This window comes from Hyphomicrobium methylovorum, assembly GCF_013626205.1.
GTDB lineage: Bacteria > Pseudomonadota > Alphaproteobacteria > Rhizobiales > Hyphomicrobiaceae > Hyphomicrobium_B > Hyphomicrobium_B methylovorum.
The window spans coordinates 293,290-310,160 of record NZ_QHJE01000001.1; the positions used below are offsets into that span (position 1 = coordinate 293,290).

The 16,871-nt window shown below is 58.2% G+C and carries 20 protein-coding genes; 15 read left to right on the forward strand and 5 right to left on the reverse strand.

Going from position 1 to position 16,871, the window contains the following annotated elements:
- The first annotated feature begins 134 nt into the window (after positions 1 to 134).
- Together DLM45_RS01420 and DLM45_RS01425 are read left to right on the forward strand one after the other, a co-directional pair.
- Positions 135 to 1,202 (forward strand): site-specific integrase, encoded by a 1,068-nt coding sequence (locus DLM45_RS01420; protein ID WP_181335218.1) that lies wholly within the window; start codon positions 135 to 137, stop codon positions 1,200 to 1,202.
- Between the two features lie 81 nt (positions 1,203 to 1,283).
- A complete protein-coding gene (locus tag DLM45_RS01425) occupies positions 1,284 to 1,964 on the forward strand; it encodes a hypothetical protein (RefSeq protein ID WP_181335219.1) in 681 nt (226 codons plus the stop codon).
- A gap of 16 nt (positions 1,965 to 1,980) precedes the next feature.
- Here the strand turns inward: DLM45_RS01425 and DLM45_RS01430 are convergent, their stop codons facing one another.
- The 3 genes from DLM45_RS01430 to DLM45_RS01440 all read right to left on the reverse strand — a co-directional run bounded on the left by DLM45_RS01430 (position 1,981) and on the right by DLM45_RS01440 (position 4,071).
- Positions 1,981 to 2,244 (reverse strand): hypothetical protein, encoded by a 264-nt coding sequence (locus tag DLM45_RS01430; protein ID WP_181335220.1) that lies wholly within the window; start codon positions 2,242 to 2,244, stop codon positions 1,981 to 1,983.
- Positions 2,225 to 2,926 carry a ParA family protein gene (locus DLM45_RS01435; RefSeq protein WP_181335221.1) on the reverse strand — a complete coding sequence of 234 codons (702 nt, stop codon included), beginning with the start codon at positions 2,924 to 2,926 and terminating at the stop codon, positions 2,225 to 2,227. The genes DLM45_RS01430 and DLM45_RS01435 overlap by 20 nt, the downstream gene beginning before the upstream one ends.
- Positions 2,927 to 3,117: 191 nt before the next feature.
- Positions 3,118 to 4,071 (reverse strand): hypothetical protein, encoded by a 954-nt coding sequence (locus tag DLM45_RS01440; RefSeq protein WP_181335222.1) that lies wholly within the window; start codon positions 4,069 to 4,071, stop codon positions 3,118 to 3,120.
- 1,081 nt (positions 4,072 to 5,152) lie between these two features.
- Between DLM45_RS01440 and DLM45_RS01445 the strand changes: the two genes are divergently transcribed.
- Genes DLM45_RS01445 through DLM45_RS01455 form a run of 3 tightly spaced genes read left to right on the forward strand, consistent with a single transcriptional unit; the run spans position 5,153 to position 6,685 of the window.
- On the forward strand, positions 5,153 to 6,055 hold the full coding sequence (locus DLM45_RS01445) for an ArdC family protein (RefSeq protein ID WP_181335223.1): 903 nt from the start codon (positions 5,153 to 5,155) through the stop codon (positions 6,053 to 6,055).
- Complete coding sequence (locus tag DLM45_RS01450; RefSeq protein WP_181335224.1) at positions 6,048 to 6,362, forward strand: hypothetical protein; 315 nt, start codon at positions 6,048 to 6,050, stop codon at positions 6,360 to 6,362. The genes DLM45_RS01445 and DLM45_RS01450 overlap by 8 nt, the downstream gene beginning before the upstream one ends.
- Positions 6,359 to 6,685, forward strand: coding sequence for a hypothetical protein (locus tag DLM45_RS01455; protein WP_181335225.1), 327 nt, complete (start codon positions 6,359 to 6,361; stop codon positions 6,683 to 6,685). Before DLM45_RS01450 ends, DLM45_RS01455 begins: the two co-directional genes overlap by 4 nt.
- Positions 6,686 to 7,087: 402 nt before the next feature.
- Here DLM45_RS01455 and DLM45_RS01460 read toward each other — a convergent pair whose 3' ends face one another.
- Both DLM45_RS01460 and DLM45_RS01465 read right to left on the reverse strand, forming a co-directional pair.
- Positions 7,088 to 7,306 (reverse strand): hypothetical protein, encoded by a 219-nt coding sequence (locus tag DLM45_RS01460; protein WP_181335226.1) that lies wholly within the window; start codon positions 7,304 to 7,306, stop codon positions 7,088 to 7,090.
- A gap of 88 nt (positions 7,307 to 7,394) precedes the next feature.
- Complete coding sequence (locus DLM45_RS01465; protein ID WP_181335227.1) at positions 7,395 to 8,339, reverse strand: hypothetical protein; 945 nt, start codon at positions 8,337 to 8,339, stop codon at positions 7,395 to 7,397.
- 451 nt (positions 8,340 to 8,790) lie between these two features.
- On the opposite strand from DLM45_RS01465, the gene DLM45_RS01470 reads away from it, so the two are divergent.
- From DLM45_RS01470 to DLM45_RS01515, 10 genes are all read left to right on the forward strand, one after another.
- Positions 8,791 to 9,177 (forward strand): hypothetical protein, encoded by a 387-nt coding sequence (locus DLM45_RS01470; protein ID WP_181335228.1) that lies wholly within the window; start codon positions 8,791 to 8,793, stop codon positions 9,175 to 9,177.
- A 159-nt stretch (positions 9,178 to 9,336) separates the two neighbouring features.
- Positions 9,337 to 10,368 carry a protein rep gene (locus DLM45_RS01475; RefSeq protein WP_181335229.1) on the forward strand — a complete coding sequence of 344 codons (1,032 nt, stop codon included), beginning with the start codon at positions 9,337 to 9,339 and terminating at the stop codon, positions 10,366 to 10,368.
- A 4-nt stretch (positions 10,369 to 10,372) separates the two neighbouring features.
- Positions 10,373 to 10,693: a hypothetical protein gene (locus tag DLM45_RS01480; protein ID WP_181335230.1), complete on the forward strand. Its 321-nt coding sequence runs from the start codon at positions 10,373 to 10,375 to the stop codon at positions 10,691 to 10,693.
- Between the two features lie 64 nt (positions 10,694 to 10,757).
- The gene (locus tag DLM45_RS01485; protein ID WP_181335231.1) at positions 10,758 to 11,087 is read left to right on the forward strand and encodes a hypothetical protein; all 330 of its coding nucleotides are present in this window, start codon (positions 10,758 to 10,760) and stop codon (positions 11,085 to 11,087) included.
- 75 nt (positions 11,088 to 11,162) lie between these two features.
- The gene (locus DLM45_RS01490; protein ID WP_181335232.1) at positions 11,163 to 11,708 is read left to right on the forward strand and encodes a hypothetical protein; all 546 of its coding nucleotides are present in this window, start codon (positions 11,163 to 11,165) and stop codon (positions 11,706 to 11,708) included.
- Complete coding sequence (locus DLM45_RS01495; RefSeq protein ID WP_181335233.1) at positions 11,705 to 12,109, forward strand: hypothetical protein; 405 nt, start codon at positions 11,705 to 11,707, stop codon at positions 12,107 to 12,109. Before DLM45_RS01490 ends, DLM45_RS01495 begins: the two co-directional genes overlap by 4 nt.
- A 10-nt stretch (positions 12,110 to 12,119) precedes the next feature.
- A complete protein-coding gene (locus DLM45_RS01500; protein WP_181335234.1) occupies positions 12,120 to 13,565 on the forward strand; it encodes an FtsK/SpoIIIE domain-containing protein in 1,446 nt (481 codons plus the stop codon).
- A 1-nt stretch (position 13,566) separates the two neighbouring features.
- Positions 13,567 to 13,800 (forward strand): helix-turn-helix domain-containing protein, encoded by a 234-nt coding sequence (locus DLM45_RS01505; protein ID WP_181335235.1) that lies wholly within the window; start codon positions 13,567 to 13,569, stop codon positions 13,798 to 13,800.
- Positions 13,801 to 13,913: 113 nt separating this feature from the next.
- Positions 13,914 to 14,168, forward strand: coding sequence for a hypothetical protein (locus DLM45_RS01510; RefSeq protein WP_181335236.1), 255 nt, complete (start codon positions 13,914 to 13,916; stop codon positions 14,166 to 14,168).
- A gap of 67 nt (positions 14,169 to 14,235) precedes the next feature.
- Positions 14,236 to 16,134 carry a DNA polymerase gene (locus tag DLM45_RS01515; RefSeq protein ID WP_181335237.1) on the forward strand — a complete coding sequence of 633 codons (1,899 nt, stop codon included), beginning with the start codon at positions 14,236 to 14,238 and terminating at the stop codon, positions 16,132 to 16,134.
- Positions 16,135 to 16,871 lie beyond the last annotated feature (737 nt).

Consider the following 16,871-nt stretch of genomic DNA (forward strand, 5'->3'; position numbering starts at 1 on the left):
TTCCTGTTCTATCAGTGTGCACGACCGAGAACATGCACACTTTTGTTCTCTTCTGTTCTCATCTCTACGCAGTGTTTCGCAACTTCCGTGTGCACGTTTTGTGCACGAAAACGAAGGGTACGTCACTCGGACCGATGGCCTCGTTCGACAAACTCCCCTCGGGCTACTGGCGAGCCCAGGTTCGCCGCAAAGGCCAGTACGTCTCGAAGACGTTCCGGCTCAAGTCGGAGGCCGAGGCGTGGGCCATTGATACTGAGCGGGCCGTCCAGGCCGGAAAGAGCCCTGACGCAGTCCAGATCGACGCGAAAACCCTTTTCGGCACCCTCGTCGACTTGCATATCGCCGATCTGGCCGAAGTCGGCAAACCCCTTCTACGCAGCAAGGCCATGTGCCTTGAGAAGCTGCGCCGTGAGCTTGGCAGTGAGCGCCTATCGAATATTACCCGCGAACGCCTGATCAGTTTCGGCAAGCAGCGGGCACTCGAAGGCGCCGGTCCGATCACGTTGAGCATCGACCTCGGTTATATCCGAACCATTCTCGTCCATGCAGCCGCCGTCCATGGTGTCGAGGTCCCGACCGAGCAGGTGATGCTAGCTCGCGTGGCGCTGCGCCGGTTAGGACTTATTGGCAAAGGTCAGGAGCGGGATCGCCGGCCGACGCAGGACGAGTTGGACCGCATCATTGCCTACAACGACAACAACCCCCGCCAAGGCATACCGGTTGGCCTACTGGTCAAGTTCGCCGTGGCGACCGCAATGCGCCAGGAGGAGATCTGCACCCTTCGCTGGGCGGATGTGGATTTTGGCACCAGCCTCGCAACGGTTCGCAATCGCAAGGACCCACGCCGCAAGTCCGGCAATGACCAGAAGGTCCCCCTCCTCGATGCCACCGGCTATGACGCCATCGCCATCCTCAAAGAACAGAAGGCCCTTGGTCTCGGGGGGGATCGCGTGTTTCCCTACAACGGCAGATCGCTGGGAACAGCCTTCCGACGCACATGCCGCGAGCTTGGTATCGAAGACCTGCACTTCCACGACCTGCGCCACGAGGCAACCAGCCGCCTGTTCGAAGCGGGCTTCGACATTCCCGAAGTATCGCTCGTGACTGGCCACAAAGACTGGAAGATGCTGCGCCGGTATCTGAACCTGCGGCCGCACCAGTTAGTGGGACGGCGCCCGCAATCAGTTCGATACCCGCGCTAAGAATTGGCACTCGCATCTTACCAGTGCCAGCCGAATCAATGTAGGCTTTTCCGAGGAGATCAATCGTCTTGGTGGTCGCACTTGGAAAACCCGGCTTCTATCACGCTACGGCTTGTGTACGACGGCTTGGGTGCAACCCACCACAAGATGCCCACCAGCCTTGAAAAACAGATAACTGCGGGCGCTCAGGAATTCTTGGGCGCGCACGCTTATTTTTTTACTGAAGGCCGCATTCCGACGAACGTCGGGGACCATTCTCGACATTTCCACATCCACGACTTCAGGCAGAGAGATGGCAGCTGGGAAGCGCTTTTCACCGTCGACTTCTCCACTGTGGCCACTGAGTTCGCTCAGGAGTACGTTCGCGAACTGACGAAGAATATGGCTGTAGAAGCGGCATTGGGGACAAAGCTAGCCTTCGTATGGCTTTTGCATCGTTCCTATAAGTCCTGGACAGAGCGATCGCCTCTGCGTGACAGAACTTTCGATCGGATTGAGCCTGTTCTGTCTGACCTCTCTGGAAACGGCGCGCCGATCTTCGACCCGGAGCCCGATCACCAAGAACAGCGAACGCGACTGTATGACCGGACCCAATCCAGCATGACCAAAATCAGCTCTCCGATAGGCCGAGCTGCGACCCATGTCGACATCTGGATAGAAGACCAAAAGCTCGATCGGCTTGAACGGCGAATTGTAACAGAGGAAGACATCACAGCCGCACTCATCCCTTTGCGCGAGCAACTAAACCGCATCCGTCACTAGCTGACATGCGTCTGAACTATTTCCGCCGGTCTTTCAGCTGATCCTCGCTCACGGCGACTCCGTTCAGGCGCAAACTTTCCAGCAGCAGCGTCCTTACGGTCTTGCCTCGTTCGAAGGCGATGCGTGCCACTTCTCGCTTGATGTTTGCCGGTATGCGAGCCTGGAGTAGTTCTTCGCGTTCCTGAGCGGGCTGCGGCGGCGCTACGACAGGTTTGGGAGCGTCGGGTGGGGTCGCCCTCGTCGCCCGCCCCAAAATACCCTCAAGCTGCTTGGACGACACGGTTGGTGCTCCCTGACTTGCCAAGTTCGGTCGCGACAGCCGCAATATTGCGCGCAGCCGAGCCATCGGGATCGACGATGCTGGGTGCCAGCCCCCGCATCGACAGCTCTGGGAATGCGACCCGCTGCATCACGTCCGTTTCGAGGATGGGATAACCACCCTTCTCCAGCTCTTTCCTGACTTGCCGGGCGATCAACGTCCCCGGTGTTACCATGGTCATCACGAGACGTGCGTCGATGGGCGCCCTCGTCCGCTCCGGCGTGGCATTGAGTTCGTTGATCAGGTCGAGCATCGCCAGAGCCTCGCGCGCGTCTTCAGCGGCAGGCTTCAACGGGATGACGACCGTGTCAGCCGAGATGCAGGCCATGATCGTCGTCTGGTTGCGGAAACCGGCTGTATCGACCAGTACGATGGAGTGCCGGGCTGCAAGGTCACCAATGGTGGACTTGATTGTTTCGACTTCTGGGTCGGCGACGACGGTCACCTTGGCCATTAGGCCTTCTGCATCGTGAAGGCTCACGATACTCGCCTGCGGATCGGCATCTACGATGGCTGGGGTTTGGCCGACAGAAAGCCAGTGGGCCGCGAGAGAACGAACGAGCGTGGACTTGCCAACGCCGCCCTTGCCGCTTGCGAGAACAATCACGCGCGGCAGGTGAAGTGCATGAGATGATGGTTTCATAATCTCATGCTTTCACAACTTCATGCTTTGATGAAGTCATGCAACCGCCTTCGCAGTACCCTGTGCGTTTATTCTGCCACGACAGGCCAACGAACAATGGCTGCATTACTCGATAAGGTCGACAACCTTCTGATTTTCCGGCGACCTGCCTTGCATGATTTCATGCAGTATGAAGTCGTACAGTTATGATGTCATGCGCTCGATGATGTGCTGAGCAGATCCAGCTCCATCTGACGTTCCAGGGCGTGCCGGTAGTAATAGCGCCGCGTCTTGTTGCGACCGATACCGCGAACTTCTTCCCGCCAGTTCACAAGCCCGCCTGCGCGTACCATGTCGTCAAATGCGTGCCGACAGGCCACGCGAAAGAAGGACTTCTCTCGTGCCGGCATTTTGGCAACGTCCTTACCCGTCAAATGTCCGAGCATGGCTTCATCGACAAACGTGTGGCTGTTGAAGCCATCGATGTAGGGCCAGAATGACTTGGCGTAGTCCGACTTGAGCGAAAATTGCACATCGGCATTGAGACTGACCAGACGGGCTTTAAGCATAGCTTCGACAGTCCAGTCGCCGAAGGTCACTGTCACACGGTCATCGAGACCGACTCCTTCCCAGGCGATGTCATGAAGGATGTTACCCATCCGGCCTTTGCCACGGGGCAGGTGCCCGGCATTGTATTGTTCGAGCAAGAGTTCAGGATCGCCTTCGTACGCGGTCACCACGACCTTTTTGATCTCACCGAGGACGCAAACCAAAGTCGCCACATTATTCACGTGCTCAGTCAGTCCCATAAGGCGCACGAGTTCGCGCCATGTGGCGTTCGCGATAAAGCCGCGACGGCGCCAGGTGCTTTCGGGATCAACAATGAATGTCTCTTTGCGTTGGAGCCGAAATACCGCGTAAAGCGCATCGCGGTGTTGTGAGCCAAGCTCTCGGCCGGAGACCTGGATGACGGAATGGCCCGGCACGATGTAAAGCCGTTTGAAGTCACTGTCGGTGTTGAGGCCATGGCGCTTCGGCGCGAAGGCAGCAGTTCGCGTCAAACGGGCAGGGACTTTCGCCGGCTTCTTCCGGCCTCGTCGATCCGAGATACGCTTGAGCCGCCGTGCTTCGGCTGGCGTCAGAACGGGCGAGTTGTTCGTGCTCACTATGATCGAATTGAATCACAGCAAAGGGAACGACGCCATCACAATCCGGAACAGCGCCAGCATTTTTCGATGATTTCGCCAGCATGCGGCGACGTAATTTCAATGTGTTAGAGGGAGGCAATGATCGCCCGTAGAGGTCCTCGCAGATTTGCAGCGCCACGACCGCAGCGGCCATGCTTACTTTCTGAGCAATCGGCGGAATGATCCTCGCAAAAACCGTAACGGTCCCCGCAGAAACGGGAAGGGTCCTCGCAGATTACGGAATGGTCCTCGCAGAAATATTAGACAACCCTCTGATTTAATTCATGTCGGTTGGTACATAGACTTATTAGAGACTAATTAGAGACGACTTAGAGACCTGACCTTCTTCCGCAGCATGTGGATAACTGCTCGACGAAACTGCTGGCAGCGTTCTTAGCCGGGACCCTTAAAATTGCGTTCGCGGTTGAAGAAACCGCTCACAATTCTCAATCCGTTCGCCGCTAACGCTCTGAACGGCCAACCGTGGCTACGTTCCCGCTTTGTAGAACGCGTTTAAAACCAGTTTTGCTAATGAAAAGGGTGATGAGGCGAAACCGCACTGTATACATAACGACAACGCCATCCTGACAGCCTCAGACGTCCAATCGCTTGCCCCTGTGGCGTTACACACGCCAGTATCAGACGTGCTCGCGTAAGAACGCGAGCGGATTTATCCGCTTCGCGGTATCGGTGCTGATTTCCGCTAATCATTGCCAAACTCACGTTTAATCGTTGCCACATCGGCGTCTCCCCTCGCACCGCTCGGGGCCGCGCCCTCGTGAACGGCGCCGCGCAAGCAGCGCGTCGGCCGCCATCCGGCTTCGGTCGCTGACGCGGGCAAGCACGCCGCTCGCACCGGACACACATCCCAAACCAAAGTGTGCTTGCTTCGTCTTTGAATCGTATCCGATCCACCCCAGCGTCAAGAGCGGCAAGGGGGCCGCTCTCCTCCACTCCGTTCCGGCCCTGCGGGTGACGCCGAGGCCCACGGATCGGAACTCAAATCCTCATGAAGCAAGCGCGATAGGCGCGCTTTGCCAAACATGAGGAGAGCGCCACCATGCGCGATACCCAACGGCGAGACCTCCACGCCGACATTACCAACACGATCATCGCGGCCATCGAAGCCAATCCTGGCGAGCCGCAGATGCCGTGGTACCGGCCAAACGCTCCGTTCGTCCTGCCGGTCAATGCCCTGACGAAGAACCCGTACAATGGGATCAACATCGTATCGCTCTGGGCTTCATCCGACGCGTTCGGATATCAGACCCCGCTGTGGGGCACCTACCGCCAATGGGCCGAACTTAATGCCCAAGTGCGCAAAGGCGAAAAAGCGTCGCTCGTCGTGTTCTACAAGAACTACGAGACCGAGCCTGACGCGCAAAACCCCGACGACGACGGCAAACGTCGGGTGGCGAAGGCCTCGTGGGTCTTCAACGTCGCGCAAGTCGACGGATACCAGCTGGAGGAACCGCCGCCTCCGTCGAACCCGGTCGAGCGCATGGCGCGTGCCGATGCGTTTGTCACCGCGACCAACGTGGACATCCGCTACGGCGGCTCACGGGCCTATTACCGGCCAAGCGGTGACTTCGTGCAGATGCCGGACGAGCACCTGTTCACCGGCACCGCGACCAGTTCGCGGTCGGAAGCCTACTACGCCGTGCTCTGCCATGAGCTGACCCATGCCAGTGGTGCTAAACACCGTCTCGATCGCGACCTGTCCGGCCGTTTCGGCAACGAGGCCTACGCCATGGAGGAACTGGTCGCTGAACTCGGCGCCGCGTTCCTGTGCGCCGAACTCGGCATCACGCCGGAACCTCGGCTTGATCATGCCCAGTACATCCACAACTGGCTGGCGGTGCTGAAATCCGACAACCGCGCGATCTTCACCGCCGCCGCCAAGGCGTCGGAAGCGGTTGGCTACCTCAAACGCATCACGGCGGCGGAGGGGAGCCATGAGTAAGCCGTGTCCCAACATCGTCGACATCGACCGTATCACCTGGTGCCCGGTCGGGCCGTTCGATAACCCCCGCATCCACCTGATGGCGCCGTTGTTCTTTGGCGACTGCCCGATGGTGCTTCACGCCGTCGAGGTGTTCGTAGACGACGATGACAACCGCATGGTTGCCACCTCGCTGATGAAACAGAATCTCGTGTACGCCGCCGAGCTGGTCATTGGCGCGCAAACGCCACTGAAGACGGTCGTCATTGACGGCCGCGACTACCTCCTGATCACCGTGCCCGGCATCGATGGCGGGAGGTTTTCATGAGCAAGACTTCCGCGAAGACTAAAGCCCAGCCGCGCAATTCGGTCGAAAAGTTCACGTGGCGGGGCATCGAGATGTCGGCCACGCATTCGCCGAACTACATCTCGGCTGGTTGGAGCCACATTGAGCTTCGCGTTGTTAAGCCGAAGGGTAGACCAGTGCCGATCACCGATACCGGTTACCTGTCCCACTTCCTCGATGAAGCCGATCTCAAAGCCGCTGGCGGGCCAGTCGCGTTCTTCCGGGCATGGCTCGACCGCGAGGCGGACTCGAAGGCCTACCGCAAAGCACTTGCTCGCTGGCAGCAACTGGATCTGTTCGCATAATCATACGCCGATGCCGGCGCGGATCACGTCGTCCGCGTCGGCACACCTTGCACATTGGTCTGTGAGGTTGCGCGTCGCGGTCTGGATGTGTTTTGCTGGTTTAGATGATGCCGAGTACGTCACGACGCGAAAACGTGTCTAGAACGCGTTAGACGAAGTCTGGCTCACCAAGGGCCATGGCGCTTTCGCCAAGGCCATCTCCACCGCCAAGTGCTCAGCCTGCACCAATGCGTTTCCCTATCCAGCCCAAGCCTTTGGCGCGCTTCGCGCGGGCTGGATAGGGGCCCGCCGCATTGGTGCTGGTCGGCTGTGGGCGGCTCCAACGGCCATGGCGAAACAAGTTGGAAGCACTGGCAAAAATAGAAAAAGACCCGGCCGAAGCCGGGTTTCGCTATATGCGCATCATATCATTCTGTTAATTGCGTCGGTTGTCAGGATCGTAAGTGCGCGTCGACACTCAAGTCGTTGATTGGCGTCTTCAATCTGAAACACGAGATCTGTTGCGTCCTGTCCGTCAGGACCTTCTGTAAAGCGGCTGGCGCCTTGTCGAATAAGCCGCTTCATTTCCTCGGCATCGCGGGCCAAAACGGCATCACGCAACAATTGATCGAGATGCTTCATGTTGCTTGCTCCTGTCGCCCCGCATCTCGCCGGGGGCGGATGCGGAAGCCGGAGCGGCTTCATCACGAGCAGACTCTCAAAAGTTGACTTATCGGTCAATCGTTTTCATGAACTTTACTGTTCGCGCCATAATATCATCTGCCTGATCAAGAAGGGATTGCGCGTTTGGAGACATGAAAAGTCGTGGCGTACCTTTTCGCGATTGGAGCATCAATTCTGTGTACACTCGAAAACACCGGTCGTAGCAGCGCATCGCTTCTGACATATCATTTCTGCGCACCGCAGAAGTTAGAGAAAAATTCAAGCTTTCCAGGAGCACAACGCTACCAACAAAAAAGCCGTCATCGTCACACAAGCCTTTTTCCAGGGCTTCGTCACGCAATTCCAACAGCCAGCGAAAATAAGTCTTGTTACTGCCGGGCACAGTAGCATCGAGGCTGTCCGCCGTGTCGGCCTGACTTTTGACGTGGCGCACTGTGATTGCACGGACCACGTTTGGTAGCGGCTTCAAACCGGCAAACGGGCCGCTCAACAACCCGTACACCTTTTCGGGCTCAAAGGTAAAAGGCGCTGCATTCTCGACTTGCCTTCCGAACTTCTCAGCTCCAATACACTCCATGTGCCCTTGATAAATAAGAGTCAGGTTATGATCAAATTTAAGCTGTGCGCGAATTTGATCCAACGCCAATCGAAATAGCTGCGCGTCCTTCACCTGAGCTGCAAGCCATGCCGTCACCAGCGCCGTCTCACTCCGAATGTCGAAGCGGTCAGTTGCCGGAAGGTTCCAGAACTGGCCGTGTCCATCTTCAAAAACGAGCCCGAATAGATTTCGGGCTAATGGCACCGCTGTGTCATCATGCTTTTCGCGAAACCGCTGGACCGCAATTTCCTGAAGAAGCTGCCGTATTTTTTGCGGCTGGCGCAGAGCTTCATAGCCCCCGTAGCGCTCGGCGGCTTTTTTGACCGGTTTTTCCGCGCGCTTCGGTTCCTCACCGGTAATCAATCCTCCGCGCTTTGTTCCGCGCTCGCCCATCCTCACCCCCCCTTGCGGAAACTCAAAAATTGACTTTCCGGCTAAGCCCCACGGCGAAGCGACCGTCGTCTATCCCTGTGAGCAATCGCTGCAACCGCCGATCGGCCATGCCGGCCGGAGTAGCGCGAGGTGCTCTTTGAAAACCGAATAGATCGGCCACCTGGCCTGTCCGCACCTAACCACTATCACGCGGGCAGACGTTTGAAAGCGTACGCCTTACGCCATCGGACCGCCGATGACGTGAGCTGGTGCTGGGTGGAAAGCGACACCTACCGATCGTCGCGCGAAAGTGCCGCCTCGGTAGGATTCACTAGAGAACGCCGAGAAGCAATCCCCGGCGTGACGGCCCTGACCGCAGTCCTCTGCTGTCTGGTCCACCGTTAGGGCGCTGCGTGTCGGCGTCTAACGCACGGTTCAAAACTCCCATCACATCATCATATGGAGAAGAGCAATGTACACAGTGAACCTGAACGACCTCGCCCGGGCCCATTACAACGCGGAACTCCAAGAAGGAGTGACAAGCGGTGTTGGCAGTTTTGTCGCTCAGTTCTATGCGGACAGCGGGCTCGTCTGCATCGCGGAAGCTCGCCATGGAGATAGCGTCAGCCGCCTGTTCACTACCATGCGGCCTATGTGCGGCAGCCTCGAACGTATGGCCGTCTCTGAAGTCTACGGCCCTCGCATCGAATGCGACTACCCTGTTGGCGATACGTTTTACGGATATCCGATCATCTACTCGCCACAGCGTAAGCAGCTTCTCGTGGTGTCGGATGACGAGGCCAACTTTCTGGAAGTCGCACCACCCCTCGATGTCTATCCGATCCGCAACCGGCGCTAAGGCAAGTGCCGCGACTTAAACCAAACAGAGACCGCCAAGTGCGGTCTCTTTTTTTGCGCATCGTCGACGGAGGTGATGATGTCGAAGTCCTTTCCTAGATCCTCCTATAAACATCTCTGCACTCCGAAACGACTGTATCGGCGCCGGCCCCTGAGGCCGATGCTGGAAGTCAGGGCCGAACGGACGGCCCGAACCATCGCAATGGCCAACGGCCATTTGCAGCTCGCCGAACGGGGACATCCCGACGGCGACGAATACCGAAAACGCGCTGACAAGATGCTTCGGTGTAACCAGAAGCTCACGCTCAGCGACAAGCTTGAAGAAGACGGGAGTGTTCGAACCCGCGCCAAGTCTTCGTACCGCTGCAACCAGCGTAATTGCCAGAACTGCGATGCCGATCGACGGCTCAGGATCATCCGGAACATCCGGCGAATCTTCTCCGAGCTGTTCGAACGGCATGCTGGTCTGCGGTTGCTGTTTCTGACGCTGACGGTGCCGAACGTGACCGGTGACCATCTCGCCGACACCATTGATGCCATGAACGCGGCGTTCACCCGCCTCGTTCGTACGAAGCGCTGGCAGAAGGTGGTGGTGGGCTGGTTGCGCGTCCTTGAGGTGACCTGGTCATCCAAGCACGGCAACACCCATCCCCACTTTCACTGTCTGATCCTTGTGAACGGCGCCACGTACTTCAAGGGCGCCGATTACATCGATCAACCGGGCTGGAAGCAGCTCTGGGGCAACGCCTACGGCGTCGACAACCCGATTGTCGACATCCGTGCGCCGAACCCAAGGGGCAGTGAAAGTACCTTTGATCAGGCCATCGCCCAGGCCCTGAAGTATCCTTGGAAGAGTGCCGAGTTTACCGAGGAGACCGTCGAAGGCTTTCGGGTCGATCCGGACGTCCTCGACATCTTCCATCGGGCGATGAAGGGCAAACGCACCTACGCGTTCGGCGGTCTAATCCGTGAGGTCGCAAAAGACCTCAAGGTGAAGAACCTCGACGGCGACCAGTTGCCGGGCGAGGGCGATCATGCCGACGACTGGCTGGTCGATATCGAAACCGAACAGCCGCTACCCTTGCCGCATGACGACGAGCCATTGGCCGTCAAGGCGGTCGTTTACGAGCAGGGCTCGCTCTGGCATCGCCCGGCGTACGTCCCCGACACATCCAAACCCGACAAGGAGTAATCCATTGTTCAAGCACCCCGATGAGGCGTGCGTGCATCGCCGTGTCTGCGGCGAGCACACCGCCGAGGTCTATCTCTCGCGGGATATGACCCACCCCGACCAGCTGATCGTTCGCGTCGTTCTGTTCGATCGGAACGGCACGCTGGTCGACGAAAACCGTTTCACCCATCAGCGCAGCAAAGATCTTGCCTTCACCTGGAAGCGTCCAGGGCAGGCGGACTTTGTGATGCCTGAACCGGGCAACCGCGCGCCGCCCATGAGGCTGGCTCCGTCGGTTGTTCCGGTCCGCCCATCAACCCCTCGCAAGAAAAGGAGAGCCGCATGAGATAGCCGCTGATCCACGACCCCTGAAACTTCCCCCCCAACAACGCGTAACATTGGAGCTAAACATGAACGCGATCTCACTTATCGCCGGTAAAATCGAGAACATTCAATCGGGTGAAGGCCAGTACGGCAAGTTTGCCTATGCCCAGATGACTCTTAAGCCCACCAAGGGGCGTATGGAGGCCATTGAAATTCGCTTTCCGGAACACTTCGACTTCATGCAACTGCGTGAAGGCGACATCTGGCAGTTCGTGGTCGATGTTCGTCTTCGCCGCGAAGGCGACCGCATCACCGGCATGACCCGCTATGTGGTTCACGACGGCGACTTCAAGAAGCTGAACCGCAAGCTCGCTCCGAACGAGCTGCCCGGCTTCACTGCGCCCAAGGCCGCGTAAGATCTGACACGTCACACCCCCTTCGGCTTCCCTGAGCCGGAGGGGGTTTTTTATTGTCGAGAAAGGTTCCCGCACATGAAGGATGAAATTGCCGGCGGTCTCGCCGTTCTAATCTGCGTGCTCATTGTCGGCTTCGTTGCCGAGTATTGGCTGTACTTGGTGTGGACCGGTGTCGGGCTGGCCGTGCTGTTCGGTATTGTGTGCGTTGTCGGCTTTGGCATCGAACGCCTGCAAGAATTCCTGCGCAAACGCAAAGACGCGATGCCGCCACAGCCGGTGGTACTCGGGCGCGTGAAGGTGGACAGCGGTGTTGCCGTCCTAACCCGCAAGGAACTTAGCAAATACGACCGCTATCCGTGCGTTCTGACGTTGTCGCACTTCAACCGTGACGGTCGCCTTACTTCGTCGCGCGCCACCTACCTGACGTGCGGGGAAGACGAAGGAATGGTCATTGCCGGTATGCGCGGATGGCAACCGGTCTATGTGAAGACCCGACCGAACAACGATAAGCGCATCATCTCGATGTTGCAGCCTGACGGCACCACGGTCTGGCAAACGTATCCCCCAGCCGATCAACCTGAACTCACCCTGACCGCCCCTCACCTTTGGAGAAAATTATGACCAGCACCTTGTTGTGGGTGATTGGTGGGCTGTTGCTGTTGCCCGTTGTGATCTGGGCATTTTCGCAAGAGTCAGAACCAGCGCCTGCCTTCGAATATCCGATGCCGCCACCCGCATCCGGCCAACACACCATCATTGCCTGGGGCCGCGTCGATGAGGGCTATTTTGTCCTGATCCGCACGCCGCTCTGGGAATATCCATTCAACGCGGTGCTGCTCACGCATGTCGTTTTTGATGATGCCGGCAGTATCAGCCGCGCACGCTATTGCCGAGCCTCGACGATCGAGACCGGCAAGATCGATGTCGGCAAGCGCTCAGGCAAACCGGTCACCATCACGATCGGTACAGGCGCCGCGACGGCGCAGTTTTCCGAAGAGCCCACCACCATCTGGACCCATTGAGGAGCAACCCATGCCGTTTCCATTCTTCACCAGGAAAATTCAGGCCGAAGCCCTGAAGCAGGCCGATATCGCCACCCGCACGTACACCCAGGCGCGGGACGATTACTTCCGTCGCGAGAAAGAGCGCCGCGACCAAGAGGTGGCCGCACGCGACCAAGCCCAGCGGGATGCAAAGGCGGCTGAACGTGCCCGCGAGCATGCCGCCGAAGTCGAAGAGGAGCGTAAGAATGCCATCTACCGAGACCTGAACTTCCTCGAAAATCCCGGTAAGCTGGCCGACATCCTGACGCGGTATCAATCGGCAGACCAAACGCAGCAGGACACGATTAGGGAGTTTTATACCCGCGCGGCTGAGTACCACCGCGATGACCGCCGTAAAATCGATTTTGCGGGCCTCCCATTTGACGGCAAGGCCATGTTCCTGCCGGCGTACCTCGGTCTCAGCATCGGCAAAGACTATCCGCGCCTCGATTTCAATCGCAGCGATCCTGCGGCACGAACCTTTGTTTACGTGTCTCACTACGGCCCCGCTGATGCGCGCGCCTGGCGAGAACACATCACGATGGTCAATCGCTATCTCGGCGGCCGCTGGCAGGTCGAAGAGCTGGACGGCACCAGTGTCAAGCTCTGGTCTGTTCCGGAACTGCCAAGCTCCATTCCGTTCAACCGCTCCTATCTCCGCGACGGGGCGATCTTCATGGGGTTCCGTATCGATGACGGCCAGCCGTATTACTGGCCGATCAAGGATATGACCCATACGCTCGTCGCCGGCATGAACGGCAAGGGTAAGTCGGTGCAGTTGCGGCAGATGATGTGCAGCATCTCGCACAACCTGCCGATCATCGACGAAGCCATCATCGTCGACGCCAAGGGCGGTGTGGAAATGATGCGCTTCGCGGCGATGTCGCCGAAGTATCGCGTGATCAAGGATTACGACGAGCTGCCCGACATGATCGACGGTCTCGTCAAGACCATGAACGCACGCTTCGCGGAAATGCTGGCCGCGGGCGCGGTCAAGTATCCCGGCCGGTACATCTTCCTGATCATCGACGAGTACGCCGCGATCAGCCTGAACGAACCGCCGAAGACCGACAAGGAACGGTACGCCCGTCATCAACGCATGATGGAGAACTTGAACTTGCTGGCCGCCCAAGCCCGTGCGGCCAACATCCGGATCTACGCCCAGCTGCAGAAGCCGGTCGACAAGTACATCGAGACCTCCGTTCGCGAGAACCTGCCGTCAACGCTGTGCTTCATGATCCAAAGCAAGGTCAACGCTTCGACGTTGTTTGGCGAGCTGACGGAACTTCCGGCCGATCCGACCAGCCTGCCCAACGGCCAGTACATCTTCAAGAACGGTGCCGACAATCAGGTTCATCTGTTGCAAGCCACGTTCTGCGATCCGGATGACCTGGAAACTTTGAAGTCGTGCATCCCACCAGCGGAAAGGAGCTGACATGACCTCCCCGGCAAAACCTGCCGAGCCTCAAGCCTACATGACAACACCGGAAGCGGCGGCTTACTTGCGACTTTCGCCGCGGACACTTGAACGCTTTCGGGTTGAAGGCTCGGGGCCCGCCTTCCTCAAGGCCGGTACCGGCAAACGCTGCCGCGTGCTGTACCGCCAAGCCGATCTTCAGGCCTGGCTTGACGGCTTCGCCTACAGGTCCACTTCCGAATATCCCACATGACGGCGGGTCTAACGGCCCGTCGTCTTTTTTCGCTGGCACTTGAAGAGGTGGCGCGTGCGTCCAACACCTTGCCCGCCAACCTATCCTTTCAACTCAACCTACATGGAGTAAACATGAGCGCGAACTCGACCTACGACGACGTCGTCATCCGCTTTGTCGATCACTTGAAGAAGGGTGATGTCTTCGAAACGTATTACCCTTCACCGGAACACGCTCGAAACTCGCCGTCCTTCAAGCATATTCACGCTCTGTATCGCGAGCGGAAAATCTCGCTGAAGTACGTGAACGAAGTTGATGCGGTCGATATCTGTCCGCTCGATTTCGAGGATGCCATCCACGGGCGTCGATACTTCATCATGCTTCGCTAACTAGCCGCCCATTACGGGTGGCTTTTTTAGCTCCCACTCTTCCTCCCCCTCAACAACGGTGACTCTCATGAACCGACCCGAATATTTCGGGCCGGATGCGATCGCGTGTGCCGACGCATCTGCGCCAGACACCGCTACATTCAAGAACCTCTTCTTCGACCTCGAAACCAACGGCCTTCTCGATACGGCATCGACCGTGCATTGCATGGTGGCAAAGTGCCTGAACACCCATGCCGTGCGGCGCTTTGCCAATAATCCTCACGCCCGCGACATCCACGGCTCAATCGCAGACGGCCTTAACTTGCTGCGGGATGCCACGCAGATCGTGGCACACAACGGCATCGGTTACGACCTGCCGGTGCTGGTCAAGCTGTTCGGGTTCAAGCCCACGGCCACGGTGCGCGATACGCTTGTGCTATCCCGTCTGGCCTTCCCGGACATCGCACCATTCGACTACGCCCGTATCAAGAAAGGGCTTGAACTGACGGGCAAGCTGGTCGGCTCGCATTCGCTGGCAGCCTGGGGCATTCGTCTTGGCATCCACAAAGGCAACTATGGCAAGGCTGCGGATGCCTGGGACCGTTTCACGCCAGAGATGCTCGACTATTGCGAGCAGGACGTTCACGTTGCCACGCGTCTCTGGGATTATCTCAAGCCAGATCGGCTTCCGGGCGGTGCGATCGAGATGGAGCACCGCGTTGCTGCCATCATCGCACGGCAGGTGGCTCGCGGCTTCGCGTTCGATGCGGATGGTGCGCGCGAACTGGAAACGCTGCTTCGCCAACGCCAAGCCGAACTGAAGACTGAATTGCAGCTCGTTTTCCCGCCGTGGGAAGTCGATGACGGCGAGTTCACACCGAAGCGCGATAACAAGCGCAAGGGCTATGTTGCCGGTGTGCCGGTTCGTAAGACCAAGACCGTCACGTTCAATCCGGGTTCCCATGCTCACATCGTCGACCGTCTGGTCACGCTGCGGGGATGGAAGCCTGATAAGCGCACACTGACCGGGAAAACCGCTCTCGATGACACGGTGCTTTCAGCGCTGCCCTACCCTGAAGCGAAGCCCCTGGCAGAATACCTTCTTGTCACCAAACGCCTTGGGCAAATTGCTGATGGCAACCAGGCGTGGCTGAAGGTCGTGAAGAACGGCCGTATCCACGGCTCGGTCATTCCAAACGGCACGGTTACCGGCCGCATGGCGCACTTCGCGCCGAACGTGGCTCAGGTTCCGGCCGTGCGTTCGCCCTACGGTACGGAGTGCCGGTCGCTGTTCCGGGCTTCCCCCGGCTGGGTGCTCGTCGGTTGTGACGCCGATGCCCTCGAACTGCGGGACCTCGCCGGTTACATGGCGCGGTGGGACGACGGCGCCTACATCCGCACGGTGCTCGAAGGCCGCAAGGAAGACGGCACCGACATTCACTCCGTCAACATGCGGGCCTTGGGTCTTTCCAGCCGAGATGACGCGAAGACATGGTTCTACGCCTACATCTACGGTGCCGGAGATGCCCGACTGGGGATGATCAGCGGCGGCGGTATCAAGGTCGGGCGTGAGCAGCGCGAGCTGTTTCAGAAAAACCTTCCGGCTCTCGCCAGTCTCGTTGCTGCCGTCCAGAAAAAACTCAAGGACACCGGTTATCTGGTCGGCCTTGACGGCCGCAAGCTTCGGGCACGTTCACCGCACGCCGCGCTCAACACGTTGTTGCAGTCGGCCGGCGCCGTGCAGATGAAGCAGGCGCTGGTCATCCTCGACGACGACCTCGCCCGTCTCGGTCTTGCAGCCGGCATCGATTACGAGTTCGTCGCCAACATCCACGACGAATGGCAAATCGAGGCTAGGCCGGAGATTGCCGAGCTGGTCGGCCAAACCGCTGCTGATGCCATCCGCAAGGCAGGTGAGCAATTCAAGTTCGCCTGTCCGCTGAAGGGCAACTTCAGCGTTGGCAACACGTGGGCCGATAGCCACTAGATCAGCGTCACCTTTCATGTGTCAGTCAGTGTTTGTGTCACCTTCCATGAATATTTGAACAAGGAAGGACTCCTACATTGGCCACGGCCCGTAACGGTTATTTTAAGCGCTTGGTGAGTGAGTTACGCACAACCAGTCCCAAACTCATTGACCAAGGTTGGTTTTATGGCGCCGTAGCTGGTTCGTACTTTGGAGTTCAAGTCGGTGCTGTTAGTGGACCGGCAGGTGCTGCAACGTGCGCTATAATCGGTGGTGTAGCTGGTGCGGTAGGCGGCGCGGCTGTCGGTGCCGCAGTCGCGCTACCCTTCTCGGCAATAACTGCACTTGCAAAGAGCGACAAGGCCTCACGTAGCCCCTCTTCGGAATTTACTCGACAGCACAATCAGGTCCAAAGAGTAGAAGCGCTTAAGTCGGGCAATCGTAACGTGGAGCGTACGTCCTATGAACAGACACGCTCCGCAATCGAAGATAAAGTTCGCGACACGTCAATGGAACGCGATTTTCTTCCATAGGAATTGCACAAGGGGCCGGCTATGAACCGGCCCCTTGCGATTTCGAGTAACTCGCCGAAAGCGATGACTGAATCATCGGGTAATTAATTGTATACCGCAAGCCCGATGACGACTTTCAGCGGCGAAGCTTCGGAATAGGCCCCGTACGTCATCCGGGGCCTTTCCACGCATCCAATTGAAGAATGGAGCACGCGAATGATGCTCCGCTCTTTCGTATACATCAAG

What these genes read in the sequence shown, in the direction of transcription:
- DLM45_RS01460 (WP_181335226.1), bottom strand. Translation starts at nt 7,306, where the DNA reads ATGAAGCATCTCGATCAATTGTTGCGTGATGCCGTTTTGGCCCGCGAT.
- DLM45_RS01510 (WP_181335236.1), top strand. Translation starts at nt 13,914, where the DNA reads ATGAGCGCGAACTCGACCTACGACGACGTCGTCATCCGCTTTGTCGAT.
- DLM45_RS01490 (WP_181335232.1), top strand. Translation starts at nt 11,163, where the DNA reads ATGAAGGATGAAATTGCCGGCGGTCTCGCCGTTCTAATCTGCGTGCTC.
- DLM45_RS01465 (WP_181335227.1), bottom strand. Translation starts at nt 8,339, where the DNA reads ATGGGCGAGCGCGGAACAAAGCGCGGAGGATTGATTACCGGTGAGGAA.
- DLM45_RS01420 (WP_181335218.1), top strand. Translation starts at nt 135, where the DNA reads ATGGCCTCGTTCGACAAACTCCCCTCGGGCTACTGGCGAGCCCAGGTT.
- DLM45_RS01515 (WP_181335237.1), top strand. Translation starts at nt 14,236, where the DNA reads ATGAACCGACCCGAATATTTCGGGCCGGATGCGATCGCGTGTGCCGAC.
- DLM45_RS01470 (WP_181335228.1), top strand. Translation starts at nt 8,791, where the DNA reads ATGTACACAGTGAACCTGAACGACCTCGCCCGGGCCCATTACAACGCG.
- DLM45_RS01475 (WP_181335229.1), top strand. Translation starts at nt 9,337, where the DNA reads ATGCTGGAAGTCAGGGCCGAACGGACGGCCCGAACCATCGCAATGGCC.
- DLM45_RS01485 (WP_181335231.1), top strand. Translation starts at nt 10,758, where the DNA reads ATGAACGCGATCTCACTTATCGCCGGTAAAATCGAGAACATTCAATCG.
- DLM45_RS01495 (WP_181335233.1), top strand. Translation starts at nt 11,705, where the DNA reads ATGACCAGCACCTTGTTGTGGGTGATTGGTGGGCTGTTGCTGTTGCCC.
- DLM45_RS01450 (WP_181335224.1), top strand. Translation starts at nt 6,048, where the DNA reads ATGAGTAAGCCGTGTCCCAACATCGTCGACATCGACCGTATCACCTGG.
- DLM45_RS01455 (WP_181335225.1), top strand. Translation starts at nt 6,359, where the DNA reads ATGAGCAAGACTTCCGCGAAGACTAAAGCCCAGCCGCGCAATTCGGTC.
- DLM45_RS01500 (WP_181335234.1), top strand. Translation starts at nt 12,120, where the DNA reads ATGCCGTTTCCATTCTTCACCAGGAAAATTCAGGCCGAAGCCCTGAAG.
- DLM45_RS01505 (WP_181335235.1), top strand. Translation starts at nt 13,567, where the DNA reads ATGACCTCCCCGGCAAAACCTGCCGAGCCTCAAGCCTACATGACAACA.
- DLM45_RS01445 (WP_181335223.1), top strand. Translation starts at nt 5,153, where the DNA reads ATGCGCGATACCCAACGGCGAGACCTCCACGCCGACATTACCAACACG.
- DLM45_RS01435 (WP_181335221.1), bottom strand. Translation starts at nt 2,926, where the DNA reads ATGAAACCATCATCTCATGCACTTCACCTGCCGCGCGTGATTGTTCTC.